The sequence below is a fragment of the Acidovorax sp. DMC1 genome (assembly GCF_056314325.1).
The window spans coordinates 533,064-556,290 of the sequence record NZ_JBQUYO010000003.1; the positions used below are offsets into that span (position 1 = coordinate 533,064).

Here is a 23,227-nt window from a genome sequence, read left to right on the forward strand (position 1 = left end):
AGGGGTGATGCCTTCGGGCCGCCGCTACAAGCAAGTTTGATGCCTGTGGTGATGTGATCGTTGCACTTTGCAACGGAGGGGGATGCTACTGGCCGCCGTGATTGGCCGCCAGCGGGGTAAACACCTTTTTGTCATCCAAATGTCGTTGCGGCGCAACATGGTTCTGGTATGGCGCGCCAGAACCCAACTTCGGGTGGAGCCCGGAGCCCCTTTGAGTCCCTTGGAGCCCCTTGGAAGGTCGCGAATGTGGTGCAAGCCCCGCGCGGGCTGGCACCGGCGTGGCGCTGCGTACAGGCCACTGCCGCCGTGCGAGCCCTGCACGGCAGCTTGTGGCGTGGCGGCGATCCCTTGACTATCCCTTGTGGGATCGCCAACCGGCGCCTAGAACCGGGACTTAGAACCGGTACGTCGAGGTCAGCGTGTAGGTGCGCGCCTGTCCGTAAAAGCAGTCCCCGCGTGCCAGGCACTGGGTGATATGCACCTTGTCGGTCAGGTTCACCACGTTGAAGGCCACGCGCCAGTCGCCAGCGTCGTAGGCCACCATGGCATCGGCCAGGGTGGCCGCCGGGGTGGTGATGGCGCTGGTGCCCGTCCACTGCGAGCCGGTGTAGCGCACGCCCGCGCCCACCACCCAGCCGCCACGCCCCTGCGCTGCAAAGCGGTGGCTCAGCCAGGCCGATGCAGTGTGCCGGGGCACGCCGGCCACGGCCTGGCCCTGGTCGCCTGCGTTGCTGCGGCTGATCTGGGCGTCGGTGAAGGCGTAGGCCAGCGTAAAGTCCCACTGGCGCGCCAGGCTGGCCTGCACTTCGGCCTCGAAGCCGTTGACCTTCACTTCGCCGATCTGCAGGCTGTTGAGCGGGTTGCTGGGGTCGGTGGTCTTGCGGTTCTTTTCGCGCAGGGTGTACACAGCGGCAAACGCGCTGATGCCCTGGCCCGGCGGCTGCCACTTCACACCCGCCTCCCACTGTTCACCGCGCTGCGGCTTGTAAGGGGTGCCGTACGCGTCAAGCCCGCCCAGGGGCTGGAACGATTCGGAATAGCCCACATACGGCGCCCAGCCGCCGTCCATCTGGTACGTCACGCCCGCACGTTTGGTCCAGGCTTTGTCGTCCACGGCAGCGGCAGGGCGGCCCTCGGTATCGGTCTGGGCGCTGTCATGGCGCAGGCCCAGCGTGGCCGTCCAGCGGCCCCATTGGATCTGGTCTTGCGCGTAGAAGCCCAGCTGCTTTTGCACCACGCTGGGCTGGCGCACCAGCTGTGCCGCCGTGGGCGGCGTGAAGTTGCCGTACACCGGGTTGTACACATCGATGGACGACGCCACCGCGCGCCAGGCCTGCTGGCCGGTGTGGTTGCGCTGCACGTCCAGGCCGGCCAGCAGCGTGTGTGCGGTGCTGCCCGCCTGCAGCTTGCCTTCGAGCTGCGTGTCGATGAGCAGCATGCGGCCGGTGTTGAGGTTCCACACCGCGTCGCGTACCAGCGTGCGGTTGTCGCTGTTGAACACCGGGCGCGCAGGGCGGCCCGTGGCGGCGTTGGCGGTGAAGCTGGTGTAGATGGTGCGGTAGTCCACCTCGCTCACGGTGCGGCGCAGGTTCTGGCGCACCGTCCAGTCGCTGTTCAAACGGTGACTGAACAGGTAGCCCCACGAATTGTTGCGGGTGTCGTATGCATCCCAGCCCGGCTCGCTGATGAAGGTGTTGCGCGGAATCTGGCCGTACTGGCTGGGCAGCTGCGTGCCTTGCCACGGGAAGAATCCGATGAGCGAGCCGCTTTGATCCTTCTGGTGCAGCGCCTGCAGCGTGAGCGACGTGTCGGCGTTGGGCTTCCAGGTGAGCGATGGCGCAAACACCACGCGGTTGTCGTCCACATGGTCCACCTGCGTGCCGCTGTCGCGGCCCACGGCCACCAGGCGATAGAGCCACTGGCCGTCCTGGTCGAGCGCGCCCGTCAGGTCGGCCGCGATCTGCTTGCGTGCGTTGTTGCCCAGCTGCACCTGCACCTCGCGCAAGGTGTCGGCCTGCGGGCGCTTGCTGGTGAGGTTGAGCACGCCGCCCACGCTGCCCTGGCCGTACAGCACGGAGGTGGGGCCACGCAGAAACTCCACGCGCTCCAGCGTGTAGGGGTCTGGCCGGCTGGTGTTGTAGGTGCCATAGGTGCGCAGCAGGCCGTCCTGGTATTGCGAGACATCGCCACTGCGTGCCTTGAAGCTGTCCACGCGGCTGTCAAAGTAGTTGGACACCGCGCCTGCGGTGTACGCCGTCACCTGCCGCAGCGTCTGCACGCCCTGCGCCTCCATCTGGTCGCGGGTGACCACGCTGATGGCTTGCGGGGTTTCGATGAGTGGCGTGTCGGTCTTGGTGGCGCTGAGCGCACGCTGGGCCACAAAGCCGGTGACCGGTGCCGTCGGGTTCTCTTGCTCCGCGCCCGAAGACACGGTGACCGGGGCCAATGTGGCCTCGGCAGTGGGCGACGGGACGGTGGTGGTCTGCGCCTGGGCCGCGGCACTGCACAGCACCAGCACGGCGGCCTGTGCAACGGCGGTGCGCGGCGCGCGGCATGCGCGCGAACGGGATGGGAAAGGAGGCATGGTTTGCTATTGATTCGATAGCTGCTTGGGCATGTTCGACTAGCGCAAGCGGCCGGTTTTGCTTGAATTGCTTGAAATGGGCGCTGATCAGCGACCAGCGGGTGCGGGCGTGGCCGCTGGCGGCAACGACGGCGAGGGCATGCCCTCGGCCAGCACAAAGCTCAGCGTCGTCACGTAGCTGGCTTCGCCGTACGGCGCGCCGTGCGCCTCGCCCGGCGTCTTGTCGCTGTGCTTCACCTCGGCCACGTACTGGCCCTTCCAGGGGGTGACAAAGGTCACCCTGCCGTCTTCACCCGCCTCGGCCTCGCGCGTCCAGCCCGAGGGCGCGGCCAGTTGCACCTTGGCCTTGGGCAAGGGGGCGCCCTGGTAGACCACTTTCAGCTCACCGGGCTTACCGGTGGGCACCAGGTCCAGCGCAGCGGTGGGTGCCACGGGCTTGGCCAGGCTTGCTACCCAGCGGGCCGCGGGCTGCCAGTACATCGCGGGCAGGTTGCGCTTGCTGCGGTCGATCACGGGGTAGGTAGGCGTTGCAAACAGCGTGTCTGGGCTGCCGGTGGTGGCGTAGACGAAGGCATCTTTGCCCAGTTGGCCGTCCACGCGCTGCGCCGGGGCGCCGGTGCGTTGTTGTTCCAGCAGGGGCACGCCCTTGAACTGGTCGAGCCGGCCAGGCGATGTCTCGCGCAGGTTGTCGTTGAACTCGCCAAAGTGCAGGCGCGCCTGGCCCCCGGCGTTCTCCAGCCACACCTGGTGGGCGTGGGCAGGGGCCAGGGCAGATACGCCGGCAATGGCCAGCACGGCAGCCAGCCAAGGGCGTGGGGAGGTGGGAGCGCAAGACATGGACATGGATATTTCCTCTCTTTGGTTTGGGATTCCGGAGCGCTGCTCCAAACGCAGCGCGCAGCCCGCTGCACCACCGCAAGGGTGGGTGCAGTGAAGCTCATTTTCTGATAGCTGCCTGCGCTTGATGGATGAGCGCTGGGTGGCTTTTTGATCTGAACGTTGCAGCGCTGGGCTCACACCGGGCGACAGCGCAGACGGGGGCATGAGAGCCGCTTCAGCGGCCGTCATAAGGGCGTCATGTCGGCCGCCAGTAACCGCTTACCGCTCCACGCTTGCGCGCGGGTTCTTCGTTGGAGGCGTCGGCTCTGGCGCGCGCGGCCGGCCGTACCAGCCCATCACCGCGACGGGGACGCCCAGCCCCACCCACGACCACCAGTCGCCCCAGGTGTCGGACACCAGTGCGGTGATCAAGCCGGTGGTGGTGAGCACACCCATCACGATGGGCCCGCCCCACAGGGCCCAGAAAGGGCGGTGCTTTTTCATGCGGTGCCCTCGGTGGAGCGCGCAGCGCCCGATGTGGGCAATGCGCTGCCCGCAAAACCCCCCGTGGCGCTGCCTGCGGTGGGTGTTGCGGAGCTTGCCGCCTGCACGCCCTTGCGCAGCCACAGATACAGCCCGCTGCCCAGCACCATGATGGTGGCGATGTCCAGCAGCGCCCACAGGATCTTCATCGGCATGCCGCCGTAGTCGCCAAAGTGCAGCGGCTGCGACACCAGCAGCGCGGTCAGGTACCACGGCAGCTGGGGCGACGCGGTGACCTGCGCGGTGCGCGCATCCACCAGCACCGGTTGGAGCAGCTTGGAGGTCAGCGGCTCATTGCCGCGCAGGAAGAACGTGTTGTGGTGCGGGCTGGAAAACGCCGTGCCCGGGAACGCAATGAATGACAGCTTGGTGCCCTGCGCCTGGGCCTGCGCGGCCTCCAGCGCCTGCTGCAGCGGCCCGCGCTCGGCCACGGGCACGATGGGCTGGCCTTCGTAGGGCTTGAGCAGCGCCGAGAGCTGGTCGTGCTGCCAGTACTTGATGAGCAGGTCGGCCCACGTATTGATCATGCCCGTGCCGCCCACCACAAACGCCCACACCAGCGTGACGATGCCCAGCAGGTTGTGCAGATCGAGCCACTTCACCCGCGTGGACCGACCGCGCCGCACCTCGCCAAACGCCAGCTTGCGCATGAACGGTGCATACAGCACCACGCCCGTGACGATGGCCACCAGCAGCAGCAAGCCCATGAAGCCCAGAAACAGCTTGCCCGGCAGCCCTGCGAACAGGTCCACGTGCAGCTTGAACATCACGTACATGAAGCCTTCGTCAAACCGGGGCTGCGCTAGCACCTGCGCCGTGCGCGCGTCCACCGCCACCGAGCGGAAGTCATCGGTGGGCGCCGGGGTGGGCGTGAGCGTGACGAACCACACGTTGTCATCGTCCTCGGCGTGTGATGCGAACTGCACCACCCGGTCCGGGTGCAGCGCTTTTGCCGTGGCCAGCACCTGGTCCAGGCTGGCGCGCGGCGTGTTGGCGGGCATGGCGGGCGCCTCGACCTCGGTGCCCAGCAGGTGGCCGATTTCGTGGTGAAAGATCAGCGGCAGGCCGGTGATGCACAGCAGCAGCATGAAAACGGTGCACACCAGGCTGGACCACTTGTGGGTCCAGCTCCAGCGGCGCAGGGCGGTGGGGCTCAGCATGGCGTGGGGGCGGTGTGGCAAGGGCCGTCGGGCAGTCGCACCACCGCCAGCGCCGCCCCAGGCACAGGGTGCGCTGTCGCAACAGAAAGGGCGAACAAGTGATTCATCAAGCCAGACAACCCGGAAACATCGGAAGACGGTGGGTGCTGGCTGCAGCCGGGAGGCCTGTGAAAAGGCTCGCGGCAAGGGCTATGGCTGGCGGAAATCCAATTTTACATTGCAAATGGGAATTGTTTGTATTCGTGATGGTGTGTGGGGCAAGGATGTTGCGAAATCGCTGCGGCCTGCTCCCGACCGGACACTGCGAAGGAGAGGAAGCATTGCGCGCGCGGGGGCTGGGGCGCAGGGCGGGGTGGGCGCCTGCAGGCTATAGTGCCGTCGCCCCAGCGTGCTGGTTTTGCAGACATTCACACCCGCGTTTGCGACCCTTGCATGGGCTTCATCCCCCGGCTGCGAGCCGCTTTCAGGAGAGTTCCGTGTCCACGATATTCGGCGCCGTTCAGCCCGTTGCGCACGCATCTGCGAGAGGCATGGGGGCTTTGTACCGGACGGCCTTGCCATGGCTCGCTGTGGTGGCCATTTTGTGTACAGGCAACGTACGCGCCACAGACGAAAGCACCTCTGCGGAGCAAAAGGCACGGCTTGCAATACCCCCCGAGTTTCGGCATCCCGATTTTGTCTGGACCACTGCAGAAGGCGACTTGAACGGCGATGGCATCCCTGACCTGGCCCTGTTGCTGACAAAGCAAAAAGGAGAAGGCCAGCGAGAGGAGCGGTTGCTTGTCCTGACCGGGAGGGCGGATGGCAGCTATCAGGTGCTCTCAACGTCCGGCGAGTTCTGCTACCCCAGCAAGTTCTACAACCTGGAAATCAAGAGCAATTCATTGTTCGTTCAGGCGGTCTACTACGCAGACGCCGCCCGGTTCTCGGGCTTCACGCTGCAGTTCCGCTACAACGCCAAGATCAAAGACCTGGAACACATCGGCGAGCAGCAGGACGATGAAGACTATTCCAGCAATGCCTCCCACCGCGTGAGCCTCAACTACCTGACCAACGCCACCATTGATTCGCGGCGTGCTGGCAAGAAGTACAAGGAGGCCCGAGGCCGGATCGTTGGTGGTCCGGGTGTGCTTCCTTTGAATGGGTTCGTCTGCGAAGGCTATGGCATGACGGGGTCATCGGTCTACCTGGATGAAAGCTTCAAGGTGCACAAGATGGGCGTGACACCTCCGTGATGCCAAGCGGGTTCGCCGCAAGAGCCCGCAGTGGGGGTTGATGACAGCCACGCCCTGTTCCAGCACGCGGTTGCGGCCGATGGAGCGCCGGTTTTGGGCATCCGGCGGAAGAGGCCACATTCCTTTGAAACTGGGGCCCTTGGCTCACTTCCGCCGTTCACTTGGGCCTCAGAACCGCGTCCGCAACGTCACCTGCACCGCACGCGGCGAGCCGGGCAGGATCAGGTTGTCGTTGCTCCCGTGGGCCGACACGTAGTACTTGCGGTTGGCCAGGTTCTTGATGTTTACGTCCACATCCCACTGACCCAGCGTGTACTGCAGGGCGGCGTCCACCGTGGTGTAGCCGGGCAGGGTGACCAGGTTGGTCAGCGAGGTGAAGCGCGCGCCCACGTAGTTCACGCCGCCGCCCACGCGCAGGCCGTGGCCCAGGTCCTTCATGGCCCAGAGGAAGGCGGAGTTGCGAGGCGTGAGCGCGGGCACCTTGCCCTGGGCCGCGATGGCAGCGGTGGGCAACTGGGTGGAGGTGGTGGTGGCCAGTGATTTCGTCATGCGGCCGTCCAGCCAGGCGTAGCCTGCGCTCACGTCCCAGCGGCCGGGCAGGCGGCCGTTGGCGGTCAGTTCCAGCCCGTTGGTGCGCTGGGTGCCCACGTTGATCTGGCGCGAGGGGTTGGTCGGGTCGGTGTTCTTGATGTTGGTGCGCTCCAGGTTGAAGAGCGCGCCGGTCACGTTCATACGGCCATCGAGCAGGTCGAGCTTCACGCCGATTTCCTTGTTCTCGGTGATCTCGGGCTCGGCGCCGGTGGTGTTGGCGGCGAGCGCAAAGGTCTCGGCCGAGGGCTGGAACGACTTGCTGTACGACACGTAGTACGACACGGTATCGCTGGGCTGCCACACCAGGCCCGCGCGGGGGCTGAACTTCTTGTCGGTGCGCGACAGTGTGCTCAGCTTGCGGTCGAACGTGGTTTCTTGCCAGAACACGTCGTAGCGTGCGCCCACCAGCGCCTTCCATTGGGGCGCGAGCGTGATCTGGTTTTGCCAGTACAGCGCGGCCGTGTCTTGCGTGGTGTGGCTGGGGATGGCGCTGTCGGCGTTGTAGCTGGCGGCCGGGATGGCCGGGGCGGGGCGGTTGCCGGGGTTGAGAATGGGCACGCGGTCCGCGCCGCCCGAGACGGACTCGGCGCGCTTCTTCTGCTGGCCCAGTTCCACGCCCATTAGCCACTCTTGCTTGAAGCCGCCGAGCTGGTTGCGCCAGGTCACATCCGTCTGGTTGAAGAAGCCTTTTTCGTCGCGCAGGATGAACGAGCGCGTGCGGCCCACGGTCATGTCCACGGGGTTGGTGGTGCCGCCGGGCAGGGTGTTGTAGCGGTCCAGCGTGTAGTCGTACAGGCGCGTGACGTTGCGCACCGACCAGTCGTCGTTGAAACGGTGGTTGAGTGTGGCCGCGAACGACTGCATGGTGCTGGTGGTGGTGTCGTCCTGCGCCGCGTTGCTCGAGCCGTAGTAGGTGCCGGCGGGCACGTTGACGGGGCGACCGTTCAGCGCGGGGATGCCGAAGTCCGTGAGGCGCTTGTCGCGGGCGTTGGTGTACTGCAGCAGCAGGTCGGTCTGCGCGGCGAGTTTGAGCGCGAGCGAGGGCGCGAAGTTGTGCCGCTTGACGAACTGCTGGTCGCGGTAGCTGCCCGAGTCCTCGACGGCGGCATTGATGCGGAAGGCTGCGGTGTCGCTGATGCCCAAGTTCACATCGGCCGTCGCGCGCCGGTAGTCGAAATTGCCCAGGCCCAGCGATGCCTCGCCCGAGGTCTCGCCGAATTTCGGCTTCTTGGTCACGCGGTTGATCAGGCCGCCCGATGAACCCCGCCCGTACAACACGGCGGCCGGGCCCTTGAGCACTTCCACGCGCTCGATGTCGGCGAGATCGCGGAAGTACAGCGCGTCGTCGCGCACGCCGTCCACAAACTGGTCGGCAATGGCCGTGAAGCCGCGTATCACCACCTGGTCGCGCTGGCCGTCGCCATGGCTCATGGCCACGCCGGGCACGTTGCGCAGCGCGTCTTCCATCGACCGCGCGCCCTGGTCGCGCATGAGCTGCTCGGGCACCACGTTCACGGCCTGGGGCACGTCGCGCAGCGGCGCGCTGCCCTTGGTGGCCGAGGTACTGGCGGCGGGCGAATAGCCGTCATCGTCGCTGGTGGACTGTACGGTGACCTCGCCCAGCGTCTGGGTGGGGGTAGCAGGCGCCGGGGTTTGTGCCAGCGCGGTGCCGCAGAAAGCGACCAGGATGGCTGCAACCAGCGGGTTCATGGCCTGCGGGTGGCGGAACGACTGTTGGAGGGAGTTGTGTTGAGGTGCGTGCATGCTTTGTCCTTGGTGTGTGCGCAACGCGGTGGAAAACGGCTCCGCAGGCACCGGGCCTGGCGCGGGCCTTTGGGGCCGTGGCTGGGAGGGGTGCGGAGAGCGGGAGAAAAGGAAGCAGAGGAGGGCGGTGGATCAGAAGGAGCGACGGGCCCGCAGGGCCGCTGCATCCCTCGCGCTTACCACCCCCAGGTCCAGGCGCCGAGGCCGGCCACCAGGGCCATCCCTGCCAGCAGCGGTGCGCGCCGGGGCTGCCAGGTCACGGAGGCCGTCACGGCCACAGCGGCCATCGACAGGGCCACCGTCCATTTGGTCACGCCCAGCGAGGCAGGCACACCATCGGCGGGGTGTGCGGCCAGCCACAGCGACAGCAGCAGCAACAGCCACCCGGTGCGGCGCAGCTGTTGCAGGCTGCGGGCCGCGCCTTCGCGGCCTGTGGCGTCTTCGTGGTGGCGGTCCATGCCCAGCGCAATGGCTGACCAGGCCGCAAAACACAGCAGAAAAGCGGACATGGTGCTCAGGCCCCCGAGGTGGACGCGGATACATCGCTGGCCGCAGGCAATGCAGCTACCGGGGTTGTGCGCTGTGCCTTGGTTGCAGCGGCTTTGCCCCGGGGTGCGCGGCCTGGGCGCAGGCGCCACGACAGCCCGCCCAGCAGCAGCCCGGTGGCCAGGAAGGCCAGGTCCATGCTGGCCCACACCCACTCGCCCGCAGGCAGCGTGGTGCCCAGGTGGGTGTGCGTGGTCAGCGCATTGATGACCGGCAGCAGCGCCCACACCAGGCCTGCCGCGCCCAGCGGCACCGACCAGCCCATGCGGCTGGGCCGCACCACGGCGCAGGCCAGCGCCCACAGCAAGGCCAGGCCCCAGGCGCTGAAGAACCAGGCCAGTTCCACATCGGCCCGGCCCTCCACGTTCAGCGGGACCAGGCGGTTGGAGGCGATGTACACGCCGCAGGCCAGGGGCAGGCCCGCCAGCGTGGCGATGTTGATGGCCGCCACCAGGCGCTCGCCAAACGGCGCCTTGGGTGTGGCGGTATCAGCTGCGTTGGCAGCCCCTTTGCGGCTGGCCTGCGTCTGTGACTTGGCGCTGCGCTTGACCGACCACAGCACCATGCCGGTGGCAATCATCAGGCTGCCCAGCACACCAAAACCAAACAGCGCCCAGCGCAGGCCCACATCGGCAAACCGCGCCATGTGCAGGCCGTACAGCACGCCGTAGGTCTTGACGGCAGGGCCGGTGGCATCGGCCTGGTCCAGCCACTGGCCGGTGGGGGCATCAAACAGCAGGCGCGGCGGGCGGTATTGCAGGCGGTCGCCCTCGTGGCGGGTGACTTCGACCACGGCGCGGCCCTTGGCATCGCGGCGTGCCTGCACGCTGCCAATGCGCCCGCCGTCCCAGCGGGTGCGGGCCTCGGCCAGGATGGGCGGCAGGGCGATGGCGGGCAGGGGCTCCACCTTGTCGCCGGGGCCGCGCCGGGGGCGGCTTTCGGCCTTCTCGCCCTGCAGGTCGGCAAAGTACGCGTTGGAGTCCACGCCTTTCTCACCCTGGTAGGCCGTGGCAATGCCCGCAGGCATGTACAGCGTGTGGAAGATCATCAGCCCGCTGAAGGTGATCATCAGATAGAAAGGCAGCACCAGCACGCCGGTGACGTTGTGCGCGTCTAGCCAGGCGCGCTGCCCGCCCTTGGCGGGGCGGAAGGTGAAGAAGTCCTTGAAGATGCGGCGGTGCGTGATCACGCCCGAGATCAGCGCCACAAACATCAGCATGGTGGCCACGCCCACCACCCAGCGGCCCTGCAAGGTCCAGCGGCCCTTTTGCGCGGTGCGCAACTCGAAGTGAAAGCGGTAGAAGAAGTCGCCGCCCATCGTCTGGCGGGTGTCGATGGCCTCGCCGGTCTGCGGGTGCATGCGCAGCGTTTCGAAGCGGCCATTGCCCGTGTCGCGCCACAGGATGTTGACGGCGGGGTCGCGGTCGTCGGGCAAGTGCATGATCCACTGCGTGGTGTTGGGCACCTTGCGCACCAGCGCGTCCAGGGCCCTCTGCGCCGTTTGCGCCACCTGGGGGGCGGCGGCCTCCACCGGCTGCAGGCCGTGCATCTCGGGGCGCATCCACAGGTTGAACTCGTTCTTGAAGAACGACAGCGTGCCGGTGAGGAAGATCGCAAACAGCAGCCAGCCCAGGATGAGCCCCGCCCAGGTGTGCAGCCACGACATGGCCTGGCGAAAGCCCTCGCGGTCGTTGAGCGCCTTGGGTGGTTTGGCTTTGCGGGCTTGTTCAGAAGCGGTGCTTGCAGATGCCCGATCGACTGGCTGGCATGCAGGGGCCGTGATGCGGGTCATGCGGCGGCCCTCATCCATTGAGGTGCCGTGGCGCATGCGCCCAGCACCATTGCGGGCAGCAGCGTGCCACCCCACGCGCCCCAGGCGGTGCGTGCATAAAAGGCCCAGCCTGCGGCGATGGCATACACCACCCACGACAACATGGTGGCCGTGAGCACGGCTTCCACCCGTGGCATGCACTGCGCCAGCAGCAGCGACAGCGCCGCAGTGAAACCGGCGGCCAGCGCATAGCCGCCCCCTATTGCGGCCACGGCACGCGAGGTGATGGCCAGCCGGTAGCGTCCATCGACGCGAGTGGCCTTCATGGCTGCGAGACCATCGGCGCAGTGACTGGGCGATCAGGGGGGGACAGCGCCTCCGAAGGGCAGAGGCGGGCAAGGCTGCGCAGCATGGGCAAGGGCTCCAGTCGTTGGATGGGTGAACAAACCAAACGCTGGCTGTTGCCGGTGATGCGGGTCACCGGCTGGCTGGCTTCCAGGTGAAGTCATCGCCCTGCGGGAGCAGGCGCTTGCCTGCTCATGCGCACTGCAACGGGAGCCGGTGCGCAGGATGCGGCAGGGGATGATCGACCGCTATTTTAATGTGGTTGCAAATCATTCGTATTAACTAACAAAGAAACTGCGAGGTTTGATGTGCAGTTGCAACAGAGTGTGCGCAGTTCGCGCCAGCACGGGCGAAAAAAAACGGGCCGAGGCCCGTTGGGAGGTCAGAGGGGGGCCATGTCGGGGTACCCCTTAGTCACTCATTGGCTCACTCGATCTCGCCCATCTGCGATTGCAGGTAATTTTGCAGGCCCACTTTACCGATCAGGTCGATCTGGGTTTCGAGGAAGTCGATGTGCTCTTCGGTGTCGTCCAGGATCTTTTGCAACAGGTCGCGCGACACATAGTCACGCACGCTTTCGCAGTGGGCAATACCCTCCTTGATGGTGGCTTGGGCGCCCTGCTCGGCGCGCAGGTCACAGGCCAGGATCTCCGGCACGTCTTCGCCCACCTGGATCTTGGCCAGGTCCTGAAGGTTGGGCAGGCCGTCCAGCGTAAAGATGCGGTCCATGAGCCAGTCGGCATGCTTCATCTCGCCGATGGATTCCGAATACTCCTTCTTGGCCAGCTTGTCGAAGCCCCAGTGCTTGAGCATGCGGTAGTGCAGAAAGTACTGGTTGATGGCCGTAAGTTCGTTCTTGAGCTGGGCCTGCAGATGGCCAATGACCTGTGCGTCACCTTTCATGGGGACTCCTTGTAATGTGTGAATTCGGCGCTGATTGTCGTGACCCGCATCAAGCAGCGCAAGGCAAGCCCCTGCTATGGCGTGCGGGCTGCGTGTGATGCTGAGAGGCGTTCGCGTTCACAGGCTGAGTTCCCCGTGGCGCACCAGGGTTGTCATGGGGAGGCCACAGTGGGAGTTGTATAGTAATTGACAATTGATTCAATGCAATCAATTAATTGGATTGATGGCTTGGAAATGCCTAAACTTCAGTCCTGTTCAGTCAACCAACCACTAAGGAAACAGCAATGTCCCTGATCAATACGCAAGTTCAGCCCTTCAAGACCACCGCTTTCGTCAACCGTGGCGGCAAGGGTGAATTCATCGAAGTGACCGAGCAGTCCCTCAAGGGCAAGTGGTCCGTGCTGATCTTCATGCCCGCAGCGTTCACCTTCAACTGCCCCACCGAAATCGAAGACGCTGCCGACAACTACGCTGAGTTCCAGAAGGCCGGTGCCGAGGTCTACATCGTGACGACCGACACCCACTTCTCGCACAAGGTGTGGCACGAAACTTCCGACGCCGTCGGCAAGGCCAAGTTCCCCCTGGTCGGCGACCCAACGCACCAGCTGACCAACGCCTTCGGCGTGCACATCCCTGAAGAAGGTCTGGCGCTGCGCGGCACGTTCGTGATCAACCCTGATGGCGTGATCAAGACGATGGAAATCCACTCCAACGAAATCGCCCGCGACGTGTCGGAAACCCTGCGCAAGCTCAAGGCTGCCCAGTTCACCGCCGCCAACCCTGGCCAAGTCTGCCCCGCCAAGTGGAAGGAAGGCGCCAAGACGCTGACGCCTTCGCTGGACCTGGTCGGCAAGATCTAATCCACGGCTCCCCCAAAGCCGGACAGCGTCATGGCGCCATCGCGCCATGCCGTCCGGCTTTTTTACGCCCGGACGTTGACCAGCAGGCTTGAACTGCAGCCCTTTTGGCATCAACCTCCCAGGCAGAACGACTCAAAATTGAAAGGACACCACCATGCTCGACGAACAACTCAAGACCCAACTCGCCGCCTACCTGGAGCGCGTGCAGCAGCCGTTTGAGCTGGTGGCTTCCCTGGACGACAGCGAGACTGCGCGCGACATGCGCGAGCTGCTGACGACCATCCAGTCGCTGCGCGGCGACAAGATCACCCTGCGCACCGACGGCAACGATGCGCGCAAGCCATCCTTCAGCCTGGAGCGCGTAGGCGCCAGCAACAGTCTGCGCTTTGCCGGCCTGCCGCTGGGCCATGAGTTCACTTCCCTGGTGCTGGCCCTGCTGTGGACGGGTGGTCACCCGCCCAAGGTGGAGCAGGACGTGATCGATTCCATCAAGGCCCTCCATGGCGACTTCAACTTCGAGGTCTACATGAGCCTGACATGCCACAACTGCCCGGACGTGGTGCAGGCCCTGGCGCTCATGGCCGTCGTCAACCCGAAGATCAAGACCACCGTCATCGAGGGCGGCGCCTTCCAGCAGGAAGTGACCGAGCGCGAAATCATGGCCGTGCCCATGGTGTTCCTCAACGGCCAGGTGTTCGGCTCCGGCCGCATGACGATTGAAGAAATCGTGGCCAAGCTCGACACCGGCTCTGCCGCCCGCGAAGCCGCCAAGCTGTCTGCCAAGGACCCGTACGACGTGCTCATCGTCGGCGGTGGCCCCGCTGGTGCCGCAGCCGCCGTGTACGCAGCCCGCAAGGGCATCCGCACCGGCGTGGCCGCCGAGCGTTTTGGCGGCCAGGTGAATGACACGCTGGCCATCGAGAACTACATCTCGGTGCTCGAAACCGACGGCCCCAAGTTCGCCGCTGCGCTCGAAGCCCACACCCGTGCCTATGGCGTGGACATCATGAACCTGCAGCGTGCCGACAAGCTCATCCCTGCTGCGCAGCCCGGTGGCTTGATTGAAGTGCAGCTGGCCAACGGCGGCTCGCTCAAGGCCAAGACGGTGATTCTGTCCACCGGCGCCCGCTGGCGCAACGTGAACGTGCCCGGCGAAGCCGAGTACAAGAACAAGGGCGTGGCCTACTGCCCGCATTGCGATGGCCCGCTGTTCAAGGGCAAGCGCGTTTCGGTCATCGGTGGCGGCAACAGCGGTGTCGAAGCCGCGATTGACCTCGCTGGCGTGGTGGCCCACGTCACGCTCATCGAGTTTGCCGACCAGCTCAAGGCCGATGCCGTGCTGGTCAACAAGCTCAAGAGCCTGCCCAACGTGACCATCCACACCAACGCCCAGACCACCGAAATCACGGGTGCTGACGGCAAGGTGAACGGCCTCAAGTACAAGGACCGTGCCACGAACGTGGAGCACACCGTGCAGCTCGAAGGCGTGTTCGTGCAGATCGGCCTGGTGCCCAACACCGAATGGCTCAAGGGTACGGTGGAGCTGTCGCGCTTCGGCGAAATCATTGTCGATGCCCACGGCCGCACCAACATCCCCGGCGTGTTTGCGGCGGGCGACTGCACCACGGTGCCGTTCAAGCAGATCGTGATTGCAGCGGGCGAGGGCTCCAAGGCAGCGCTGAGCGCGTTCGATCACCTGATCCGCATGCCCGTGGTGGCTGAAGGTACCAAGGCGCAGGCCGCGCAGCCCGAGGCAGTTGCTGCTTGATGTAGCGGGGGACGAGGGGGCAGATGCTGCCCTCGTCCCTGCGGTGGTGCGGCCTGTAGGCCTTCCATCCTCCAAAGTCCTTTGAATCGGTCCGGGCGATCCGCTGTGTTTGTAGGGGTTCTACAAACCTCCCTAGAATCCGGCTGCCCATGCGCCGCTTGCTTTTGATCTTTCTATTGGTGTTCATGCCGCTCCAGTCCATCTGGGCGGCCGCTTCGCCTTATTGCGGGCATGAAGCGGCACCGCAAGCCTCGCACTTTGGCCACCACGTACACGATCACGTGGCCCACGAGTCCCCCGCCCATCCCGCCAAGACAACCACAGCCACCCCGGCGGACATGGACTGTCACGCCTGCCACGGCGCGGGTAGCGGTCTCGCGCACAGTCTGGGTGACCACGCCATCGTGGTGACTGCAGCCCGCCCGCCGGCCCAGGCGGCACCAGCCTGGCCTCCAGCCCCCCTTTCACGCCCCGAACGTCCCAACTGGCTCGTCCTCGCCTGAGCGGCGAGGCGGGGGCTCCGGGCTGTCCCGTTTTCATTTGGATGTGGATCGAGACCGGCCTCGCGGGGCAGTCACGACGCGTGCGCTGACGCTTGCGCGCGCTCTTGATCGTTTCTGACCACCATCGCGCCTCGCCGATTTCAACCTGTGGCCCTCCGGCCATTGCAGAGGAATCGGATGCAATCAACGAAACAACGACAACACACGCCCATCGCCGCGCTGGTGGTGATGGCGCTGGGCTGGGCACTGCTGGGCAGTGCCGCACAGGCCCAGACTTCTAACCCCCGCACAGGGCCCCTCACGCTCCAGGCCCTGTTTGACCAAGCCTGGCAACGCCAGCCTGAGGCGCAGTCTGTCGCTTTGCGGCGCGAGGCCGCGCAGGCCACACGCAACGCAGCGACAGCCTGGACGGCCGAGCCGGTGGCGCTGGAGCTGTCCACCAAAACAGACCGCCCTGGCAGCAACCAGGGCAGCCGCGAAGCCGAGGTGGGCCTGGCCCTGCCGCTGTGGTTGCCCGGCGAGCGCGCCCGCAAGGCCGCGCTGGCCGACGCCGAAACGCAGGCGCTGGACAGCCGTCAGCGCGCCGCGCAGCTGCAACTGGCCGCCAGCGTGCGCGAAGCGTGGTGGGCCGCGCAGCGCGCGCAGGCCGATCAGGCACTGGCGCAAGACCGGCTGCTGAACGCGCAGCGCCTGGCCGCCGACGTGGCGCGCCGCGTGCGTGCGGGAGACCTGTCGCGCGCCGACCAGGCGCAGGCCGACGGCGCCGTGGCCCAGGCCGAAGCCGCCATGGCCGAGGCCCAGGGCGCACGGGACGCAGCGCAGGCCGCACTGGCTGCCTGGGGCGTGCAGGCCGCGCCCACCCTAGCGCTGGCGGACGGGGCAGAGCCCGAGCCCCCCGTGCCAGAAGCCACGGCAGCCGCTGCCCAGCACCCAGCGGCGGCCGACTGGCAGGACCAGGCCGAGGTGGCCCGCCGCGCCGCCGACCTGGCCGCCGTGCAAACCCGTGCCAACCCCGAGCTGACGGTGGCCGCCACGCGCGGCCGCGAGCAGGCGGGCGACCGCTACCAGCAGACCTTCACCGTGGGCCTGCGCGTGCCCTTGGGCGGAGGCGATCGGGCGCAGGCCAAGCAGGCCGCCGCCCGCGCCGAAGCCCTGGCCGCAGAAGCACGCGCTACGGCAGAGCGTGACCGGCTGGCTGCCGACATCGCCGCCGCCGTGGCGCGAGTGAAGGCCACACAGACCCAGCGCGATGCCTTGGCACGCCACGCAGCGCTGGCGCAGGGCACACGCGGCTTTATCGACAAGGCCTTCCGCCTGGGCGAAGCCGACGGCCCCACGCGCCTGCGCGTAGAACTGGAGGCCGCCCAGGCCGAACGCCAGTTGGCCCGCGCCCGCATCGACGCAGCAGCCGCCATCTCCCATCTGCGCCAGGCCCTGGGCCTGCTGCCGCAATGACGCCCTTGAGGCCCTCACCACTTTTGCTGAACACCATGAAACTCTCTTCCACTTTCTCCACTCTGGGCCTGGCCCTGCTGCTGGGCTTGCTGCCGCCGACCGCGCTGGCTGGCGCAGGCCATGACCATGGCGAAGCCCCCGCTGCCGCAGCGGGCACGGCCCTGCCGCGCTTTGCCGCCACCTCCGACCTGTTTGAGCTGGTGGGCGTGCTTGACGGACAAAAAATCGCGCTCTATTTAGACCACGCGGGCGACAACAGCCCCGTGAAAGACGCCCGGCTGGAGCTGGACATTGCGGGCACCAGCGTGCCCGTCACCCGCGTTGCGGAGGGCGAGTTCCAGGCCACCTTGGCTGCCCCGCTGGCCCAGGGCGTGAGCCCCGTCACCGCCACCGTGGCCGCAGGCAATGACACCGACCTGCTGGCAGGCGAGATCGACCTGCACCCCGCCGCCCACACCGATGCCGCCCCCGCAGGGCTTGCCCGCCGCACCGCGCTGATCGCAGGCGCCGCAGCCGCCGTGCTGCTGGCGCTGGTTGCCGCATGGCGCCTGCGCCGGGGCCGTGCTGCCCGTATGGGCAACGCCCAGCGCGTGGGAGGTGCCGCATGAAGCGCCTGCACCCCGTGCCCTCTTTGCCCACCCTGCTGGCCCTGCTGATGGCCACCGCGCTCAGCGCTCCCCTGCCAGCCCTGGCAGGCCCCGGCCACGACCATGGCGACGCGCCGCCCGCGCCCACCGGCAACGGCCCCAATCGCCAGCCCGATGGCAGCGTGTTTTTGCCCAAACCCGCGCAGCGCCAACTGGGCGTGCGCACCTTGGTGACTGCCGCTGGGCAGCACGCCAAGGCCTTTGAACTGGCGGGCACCGTGGTGATGGACCCCAACGCGGGCGGCAAGGTGCAGGCCGTGCTGGCCGGGCGGCTGGAGGCCGGGCCCAAGGGGCTGCCCGGTGTGGGCCAAGCCGTGCGCAAGGGCGAGGTGCTGGCCTATGTGGTGCCCACGGCGGGCGCCATCGAGCGATCCAACCAACTGGCCCAGCAGGCAGAGCTGCGCGCTGCACGCGACCTGGCCGCACGGCGCGTGGCGCGCCTGCAAGAGCTGGCCGACACCGTGCCGCGCAAAGACATCGAAGCCGCCGAGAGCGAGCTGCACAGCCTCACCCAGCGCCTGGGCGCTGTGGGCGCGGGCTTGGCCACGCGCGATGCGCTGGTGGCCCCGGTGTCGGGCGTCATCGCTTCGGCCAACGCCGTGGCCGGGCAGGTGGTGGATGCGCGCGAACTGGTGTTTGAGGTGGTGGACCCATCGCGCTTGCGCATCGAGGCCCTGGCCTACGACCCGGCACAGGCCCAGAGCGTGGCCGGTGCCACGCTGGCCGTGGGCGGGCAGCGCGTGCCGCTGCGCTTTGTGGGCGCGGCGCGCAGCCTGCGTGATCAGGCGCAGCCGCTGCAGTTTGCGGGCGACTCCACCGCGCTCGGAAATCTTGCCATCGGCCAGCCCGTGCGCGTGTTCGTGCAGTCCACCGACAAGGTCGATGGCATGCAGGTGCCCGCTGCCGCGCTGCTGCGCAACCCGGCCAACCAGACCATCGTGTGGGTCAAGGAGTCGCCCGAGCGCTTTGCGCCACGGGTGGTCACGGCGGTGCCACTGGATGGCACCTCGGTGGCCGTGACCTCGGGCCTGCAGCCCGGCGACCGCGTGGCCACGCAGGGCGCCACGCTCATCAACCAGGTCCGCTAAGGAGTCACGATGTTCAAGTGGCTTCTCGAAAACAGCCTGACCAACCGGCTGCTGGTGCTCATCGCCGCCGCCGTGCTCATGGCCTACGGCGCCTTCACGCTCTCGCGCACGCCGGTGGACGTGTTTCCCGACCTCAACAAACCCACCGTCACCCTCATGACCGAGGCGGGCGGCATGGCCGCTGAAGAGGTGGAGCAGCTCATCACCTTTCCGCTGGAGACCACGATGAACGGCCTGCCCGGCGTGGAAAGCGTGCGCTCCACCTCCAGCGCGGGGCTGTCGTTCATCTACGTCACCTTCGACTGGAGCACCGACATCTACCGCGCGCGCCAGATGGTGTCTGAACGCCTGTCGTCCATGGAAGAGGGCCTGCCCAGCGGCATCACGCCGCGCATGGGGCCCATCAGCTCCATCATGGGCGAGATCATGCAGGTGGCCATCCCCATCGACGCGGACAAGACCACGCCCATGGCCGTGCGCGAGTACGCCGACTGGGTGCTGCGTCCGCGCCTCATGGCCATCCCTGGCGTGGCGCAGGTGATCCCCATCGGTGGCGAGGTGCGCCAGTTTCAGGTGCTGCCCGACACGGCACGCATGGCGGCGCTGGGCATCACGCACGACCAGCTCACGGGCGCGCTCAAGGGCTTTGCGGCCAACACCTCGGGCGGGTTTCTAGAGCTGGGCGGGCGCGAATACCTCATCCGCCACCTGGGCCGCACCTCGCGGCTCGAAGACCTGCAGAACCTGGCCCTCACCGCCAAAAACGGCCAAAGCGTGCTGCTGCGCCAGGTGGCCGACGCCACCTTTGCCGCTGCTACCAAACGGGGCGATGCAGGCTTTGAAGGACTGGGCGCCGTCATCCTGGGCATCCAGAAGCAGCCCACGGCCGACACCATCGGCCTCACGCGCAGCATCGAGGTCGCGCTGGTGGACCTGAAGAACTCGCTGCCCGCAGGCATGGAGGCGCCCCGCGTCACCTTCCGCCAGGCGAGCTTCATCGAGGCCTCGGTCACCACCTTGCAGGGCAAGCTCATGGGCGCCTCGGTGTTTGTGGCGGTGATTTTGTTCGTGTTCCTCGGCACGCTCAGGCCCACGGTCATTGCGCTCACGGCCATCCCGGTGTCCATCTTCATCACGGCGCTGGTGTTCAAGTATTTCGGCCTGTCGATCAACACCATGACGCTGGGCGGCCTGGCCATTGCCATCGGCGGCCTGGTGGACGACGCGGTGGTCGATGTGGAAAACGTGCTGCGCCGCCTGAAGATGGACCGCGCCAAGCACCCCCACCACCGCCTGCATCCCATTGAGGTGGTCAAGCTCGCGTCGATGGAAGTGCGCTCCGGCATCCTGTATGCCACGGCCATCATCGTGCTGGTGTTCCTGCCGCTGTTTGCGCTGCCGGGCATCGAGGGGCGGCTGTTCGTACCGCTGGGCATTGCGTTCATCGTGTCCACGCTGGCGTCGCTGCTGGTGTCGGTCACGGTCACGCCGGTGCTGGCCTTCTATTTGCTGCCGCGCATGAAGAACCTGGACCACGGCGACACCCGCGTGGTGGCCTGGCTCAAGGCGCGCTACCGCAACGGCCTTGCAGCCGTGCTGGCGCGCCCGCGCAGCGCCCTGGCCGTGAGCGCGGTGGCGGTGGCGCTGTCGGCAGCGGCGGTGCCGTTCTTCCCCACCACCTTCTTGCCGCCGTTCAACGAAGGCACGCTGCTCATCGGCATGCGGCTCAACCCCGGTGTCACGCTGGCCGAATCGAGCGCGCTGGCCCGCCAGGCCGAGGGGCTGGTGCGCCAGGTGCCCGAGGTCACCCACGTGGGCCGGCGCAGCGGCCGAGCCGAGCTGGACGAGCATGCCGAAGGCGTGCACGTGAGCGAGCTGGATGTGGGCCTGCTGCCCGCAGCACAACTCCAGCGCAGCATGGCCGAAGTGCAGGCCGACATCCGCAGCCGCCTTGCCCACCTGCCTGCCGCCATCGCCATCGGCCAGCCCATCTCGCACCGCATTGACCACATGCTGTCGGGCGTGCGCTCGCAGATCGCCATCAAGCTCTTTGGCGACGACCTGGACACCCTGCGCGGCCAGGCCGAAGCCCTGCGCGCACGGCTGGCCACCATCCCCGGCCTGGCCGACCTGGAGGTAGAAAAGCAGGTGCTGGCGCCGCAGATCACCGTGCGCGTGGACTACGCCGCCGCTGCCCAAATGGGCGTGCCCGCCCCCCAGGTGCTGGCCGCGCTGCAGACCCTGGTGGAGGGCGAAAAAGTGGCCCAGGTGGTGGAGGGCAGCCGCCGCTTTGCGCTGGTGGTGCGCCTGCCCGACAGCGCACGCTCCATCGACGGCCTGGCGCGGGTGCTCATCGACACGCCCCGTGGCCCCGTGCCGCTGTCGCGCCTGGCCACCATCGAAGAGGGCGACGGCCCCAACCAGATCAGCCGCGACGATGGCAAGCGCCGCATCGTGCTGTCGGCCAACGCGCAGGGCCGGGCGCTGTCCGACGTGGTGGCCGACATCCGCCAGGCCGTGGGCGACACCCGCCTGCCCGAGGGCTACTTCATCACCCTGGGCGGCCAGTTCCAGGCGCAGGAAGAAGCCAGCCGCCTGGTGGGCCTGCTGGCCATCGTCTCGCTGGTGCTGATGTTTGTGGTGCTGTACACCCGCTACCGCTCGGCCACGCTGTCGGCCCTCATCATGGCCAACATCCCGCTGGCCCTGGTGGGAGCGGTGCTGGGGCTGTGGGTGTCGGGCCAGCCGCTGTCGGTAGCGGCGCTGATCGGCTTCATCACCCTGGCGGGCATCTCGGTGCGCAATGGCATTTTGAAGGTGAGCCACTACCTCAACCTGATGCGCGTGGAGGGCGAGCGCTTTGACACCGCCATGATCGTGCGCGGCTCGCTAGAGCGCCTGAGCCCCGTGCTCATGACGGCGCTGGTCACGGCGTTTGCCCTTGCCCCGTTGCTGCTGGAGGCCGAACGTCCCGGCACCGAAATCCTGCACCCGGTGGCGGTGGTCATCTTCAGCGGCCTCATCAGCTCCACGCTGCTCGACACCTTCCTCACCCCAGCAATGTTCTGGCTGTTTGGCCGCAAGGATGCCGAACGTCTGCTGGACGACAAGAACGCCGAGGCGTTCTGAGCTTTGCTTTTTTTCATCCACCCTTTGAAAGGACTCCCATGAAAACCACCCGCCATCTCTTCACCGCCCTGGCCCTTGCCGCTGTGGCCACCACCGCCGCCCATGCCGCAGGCGACCACGGTGCAGGCCACGACCACAAGCCCCAACACGGTGGCATCGTCGCCGAAGCCAACGACATGGACTACGAACTCGTTGCCCAGCCCGACACCCTGACCCTGTACCTGCGCGACCACGGCAAACCCGCCAAGACCGAGGGTGTGAGCGCCAAGCTCACCCTGCTGAACGGCACCGAAAAATCCGAGGCGGTGCTGGCGCCTGCGGGCGAGGGCAAGCTCGAAGCCAAGGGCGCCTTCAAGGTGGCTGCTGGCACCAAGGTGGTGGCGCTGGTGACGCTGCCGGGCAAAAAGGCAGCGAATGTGCGGTTTGCGGTGAAGTAGGGCGGCGTGTGAAGAGGGGCGGTGGCCCCTTGCACCGCCTGCCACCGCTGCGTCTTGCGGAGCCTGCTGTTCTGCGTTGCAGCGGATTTTTACGCAAAAACGGGCGCGAGCGCTAGTGCATCATGCGCCTGTAGCTATAAATTTGATAGTTGTAGCAGCATCAATGGAACCGTGAGCGCCGAGCCGAGGGGAAACACAGGCGCCGTGCTGAACCTGGCTGCAGTGCGCGCCAGGGTCAATACACCAGCCGCTCCGGCCGCACTTCCTGCAGGATGGTGGTGGCAATCTCTTCGATGGACTTGGTGGTGGTGGACAGCCACCGGATGCCCGCGCGGCGCATCATGGCCTCGGCCTCGGCCACCTCGGCGCGGCAGTTTTCAATGCTGGCGTACTTGGAGTTGGGCCGGCGCTCGGCGCGGATCTCGGCCAGGCGGTCGGGGCTGATGGTCAGGCCAAAGATCTTGCTGCGAAACGGCACCAGGGCTGGGGGCAGCTGGCGGCGCTCGAAGTCTTCGGGGATCAGCGGGTAGTTCGCCGCTTTCAGGCCGCACTGCATGGCCAGATACAGGCTGGTGGGGGTCTTGCCGCTGCGGCTCACGCCCACCAGGATCACGTCGGCACCGGCCAGGTCGCGGTTGCTCTGGCCGTCGTCGTGGGCCAGGCTGAAGTTGATGGCCTCGATGCGGTCGGTGTATTCCTTGCTGCGGCTCACATCGCTGAAGCGGCCCACGCGGTGGTGCGACTTGATGCCCAGCTCCTGCTCCAGCGGGTGCACAAAGGTGCCAAACATGTCCAGCAGCATGCCCTTGCAGCCGTCCTGGATCACTTTAAGCACCTCCATGTTGACCAGGGTGGTGAAGACGATGGGCTTTTTGCCCTCGACCTCGCCGGTGTGGTTGATTTGCCGCACCGCCTGGTGGGCCTTGTCCACGGTGTCGATGAAGGGCAGGCGCACATGGCGCGGCTTCATCTCAAACTGGGCCAGGATGGCGTTGCCGAAGGTTTCGGCGGTGATACCGGTGCCGTCAGAGACAAAAAATACGGTGCGCGAGTGCATGGAGCCCCTTTTTTTGGATGCG

18 protein-coding genes are annotated in these 23,227 nt (G+C 66.7%); 8 read left to right on the forward strand and 10 right to left on the reverse strand.

Features of this window, described 5'->3' with window-relative positions:
• Window positions 1-394 precede the first annotated feature (394 nt).
• The 4 genes from ACT531_RS09745 to ACT531_RS09760 all read right to left on the reverse strand — a co-directional run bounded on the left by ACT531_RS09745 (window position 395) and on the right by ACT531_RS09760 (window position 5,106).
• The gene (locus ACT531_RS09745) at window positions 395-2,584 is read right to left on the reverse strand and encodes a TonB-dependent siderophore receptor (RefSeq protein ID WP_476017280.1); all 2,190 of its coding nucleotides are present in this window, start codon (window positions 2,582-2,584) and stop codon (window positions 395-397) included.
• A gap of 87 nt (window positions 2,585-2,671) precedes the next feature.
• Window positions 2,672-3,427, reverse strand: coding sequence for a TonB-dependent receptor (locus ACT531_RS09750; RefSeq protein WP_476017281.1), 756 nt, complete (start codon window positions 3,425-3,427; stop codon window positions 2,672-2,674).
• 255 nt (window positions 3,428-3,682) lie between these two features.
• The gene (locus ACT531_RS09755; protein ID WP_476017282.1) at window positions 3,683-3,907 is read right to left on the reverse strand and encodes a hypothetical protein; all 225 of its coding nucleotides are present in this window, start codon (window positions 3,905-3,907) and stop codon (window positions 3,683-3,685) included.
• Window positions 3,904-5,106, reverse strand: coding sequence for a PepSY-associated TM helix domain-containing protein (locus ACT531_RS09760; RefSeq protein ID WP_476017283.1), 1,203 nt, complete (start codon window positions 5,104-5,106; stop codon window positions 3,904-3,906). The genes ACT531_RS09755 and ACT531_RS09760 overlap by 4 nt, the downstream gene beginning before the upstream one ends.
• A gap of 476 nt (window positions 5,107-5,582) precedes the next feature.
• Between ACT531_RS09760 and ACT531_RS09765 the strand changes: the two genes are divergently transcribed.
• Window positions 5,583-6,341 carry a hypothetical protein gene (locus ACT531_RS09765; protein WP_476017284.1) on the forward strand — a complete coding sequence of 253 codons (759 nt, stop codon included), beginning with the start codon at window positions 5,583-5,585 and terminating at the stop codon, window positions 6,339-6,341.
• Window positions 6,342-6,509: 168 nt separating this feature from the next.
• On the opposite strand, the gene ACT531_RS09770 is transcribed toward ACT531_RS09765, so the two are convergent.
• From ACT531_RS09770 to bfr, 5 genes are all read right to left on the reverse strand, one after another.
• Complete coding sequence (locus ACT531_RS09770; protein ID WP_476017285.1) at window positions 6,510-8,696, reverse strand: TonB-dependent receptor; 2,187 nt, start codon at window positions 8,694-8,696, stop codon at window positions 6,510-6,512.
• Between the two features lie 176 nt (window positions 8,697-8,872).
• Window positions 8,873-9,205, reverse strand: a complete 333-nt coding sequence (locus ACT531_RS09775) for a DUF3325 domain-containing protein (RefSeq protein WP_476017286.1) — start codon at window positions 9,203-9,205, stop codon at window positions 8,873-8,875.
• Between the two features lie 5 nt (window positions 9,206-9,210).
• Window positions 9,211-11,034, reverse strand: a complete 1,824-nt coding sequence (locus tag ACT531_RS09780) for a PepSY-associated TM helix domain-containing protein (RefSeq protein ID WP_476017287.1) — start codon at window positions 11,032-11,034, stop codon at window positions 9,211-9,213.
• Window positions 11,031-11,339, reverse strand: coding sequence for a DUF3649 domain-containing protein (locus ACT531_RS09785; protein ID WP_476017288.1), 309 nt, complete (start codon window positions 11,337-11,339; stop codon window positions 11,031-11,033). The genes ACT531_RS09780 and ACT531_RS09785 overlap by 4 nt, the downstream gene beginning before the upstream one ends.
• Before the next feature lie 445 nt (window positions 11,340-11,784).
• Window positions 11,785-12,261, reverse strand: coding sequence for a bacterioferritin (gene bfr, locus ACT531_RS09790; protein WP_015013372.1), 477 nt, complete (start codon window positions 12,259-12,261; stop codon window positions 11,785-11,787).
• A 284-nt stretch (window positions 12,262-12,545) separates the two neighbouring features.
• Here bfr and ahpC point away from each other — a divergent pair, with 284 nt between their 5' ends.
• From ahpC to ACT531_RS09825, 7 genes are all read left to right on the forward strand, one after another.
• A complete protein-coding gene (ahpC, locus tag ACT531_RS09795; RefSeq protein ID WP_056061816.1) occupies window positions 12,546-13,121 on the forward strand; it encodes an alkyl hydroperoxide reductase subunit C in 576 nt (191 codons plus the stop codon).
• 154 nt (window positions 13,122-13,275) lie between these two features.
• A complete protein-coding gene (gene ahpF / locus ACT531_RS09800; protein WP_476017289.1) occupies window positions 13,276-14,889 on the forward strand; it encodes an alkyl hydroperoxide reductase subunit F in 1,614 nt (537 codons plus the stop codon).
• 680 nt (window positions 14,890-15,569) lie between these two features.
• Window positions 15,570-16,847 (forward strand): TolC family protein, encoded by a 1,278-nt coding sequence (locus tag ACT531_RS09805; protein WP_476017290.1) that lies wholly within the window; start codon window positions 15,570-15,572, stop codon window positions 16,845-16,847.
• 35 nt (window positions 16,848-16,882) lie between these two features.
• On the forward strand, window positions 16,883-17,455 hold the full coding sequence (locus ACT531_RS09810) for a hypothetical protein (RefSeq protein ID WP_476017291.1): 573 nt from the start codon (window positions 16,883-16,885) through the stop codon (window positions 17,453-17,455).
• The gene (locus ACT531_RS09815; protein ID WP_476017292.1) at window positions 17,452-18,582 is read left to right on the forward strand and encodes an efflux RND transporter periplasmic adaptor subunit; all 1,131 of its coding nucleotides are present in this window, start codon (window positions 17,452-17,454) and stop codon (window positions 18,580-18,582) included. Before ACT531_RS09810 ends, ACT531_RS09815 begins: the two co-directional genes overlap by 4 nt.
• A gap of 9 nt (window positions 18,583-18,591) precedes the next feature.
• Window positions 18,592-21,711 (forward strand): efflux RND transporter permease subunit, encoded by a 3,120-nt coding sequence (locus ACT531_RS09820; RefSeq protein WP_476017293.1) that lies wholly within the window; start codon window positions 18,592-18,594, stop codon window positions 21,709-21,711.
• A gap of 38 nt (window positions 21,712-21,749) precedes the next feature.
• Window positions 21,750-22,148: a hypothetical protein gene (locus tag ACT531_RS09825; protein WP_295940137.1), complete on the forward strand. Its 399-nt coding sequence runs from the start codon at window positions 21,750-21,752 to the stop codon at window positions 22,146-22,148.
• A gap of 235 nt (window positions 22,149-22,383) precedes the next feature.
• Here the strand turns inward: ACT531_RS09825 and ppsR are convergent, their stop codons facing one another.
• Window positions 22,384-23,205, reverse strand: coding sequence for a posphoenolpyruvate synthetase regulatory kinase/phosphorylase PpsR (gene ppsR, locus ACT531_RS09830; protein ID WP_015013375.1), 822 nt, complete (start codon window positions 23,203-23,205; stop codon window positions 22,384-22,386).
• Window positions 23,206-23,227: the final 22 nt, after the last annotated feature.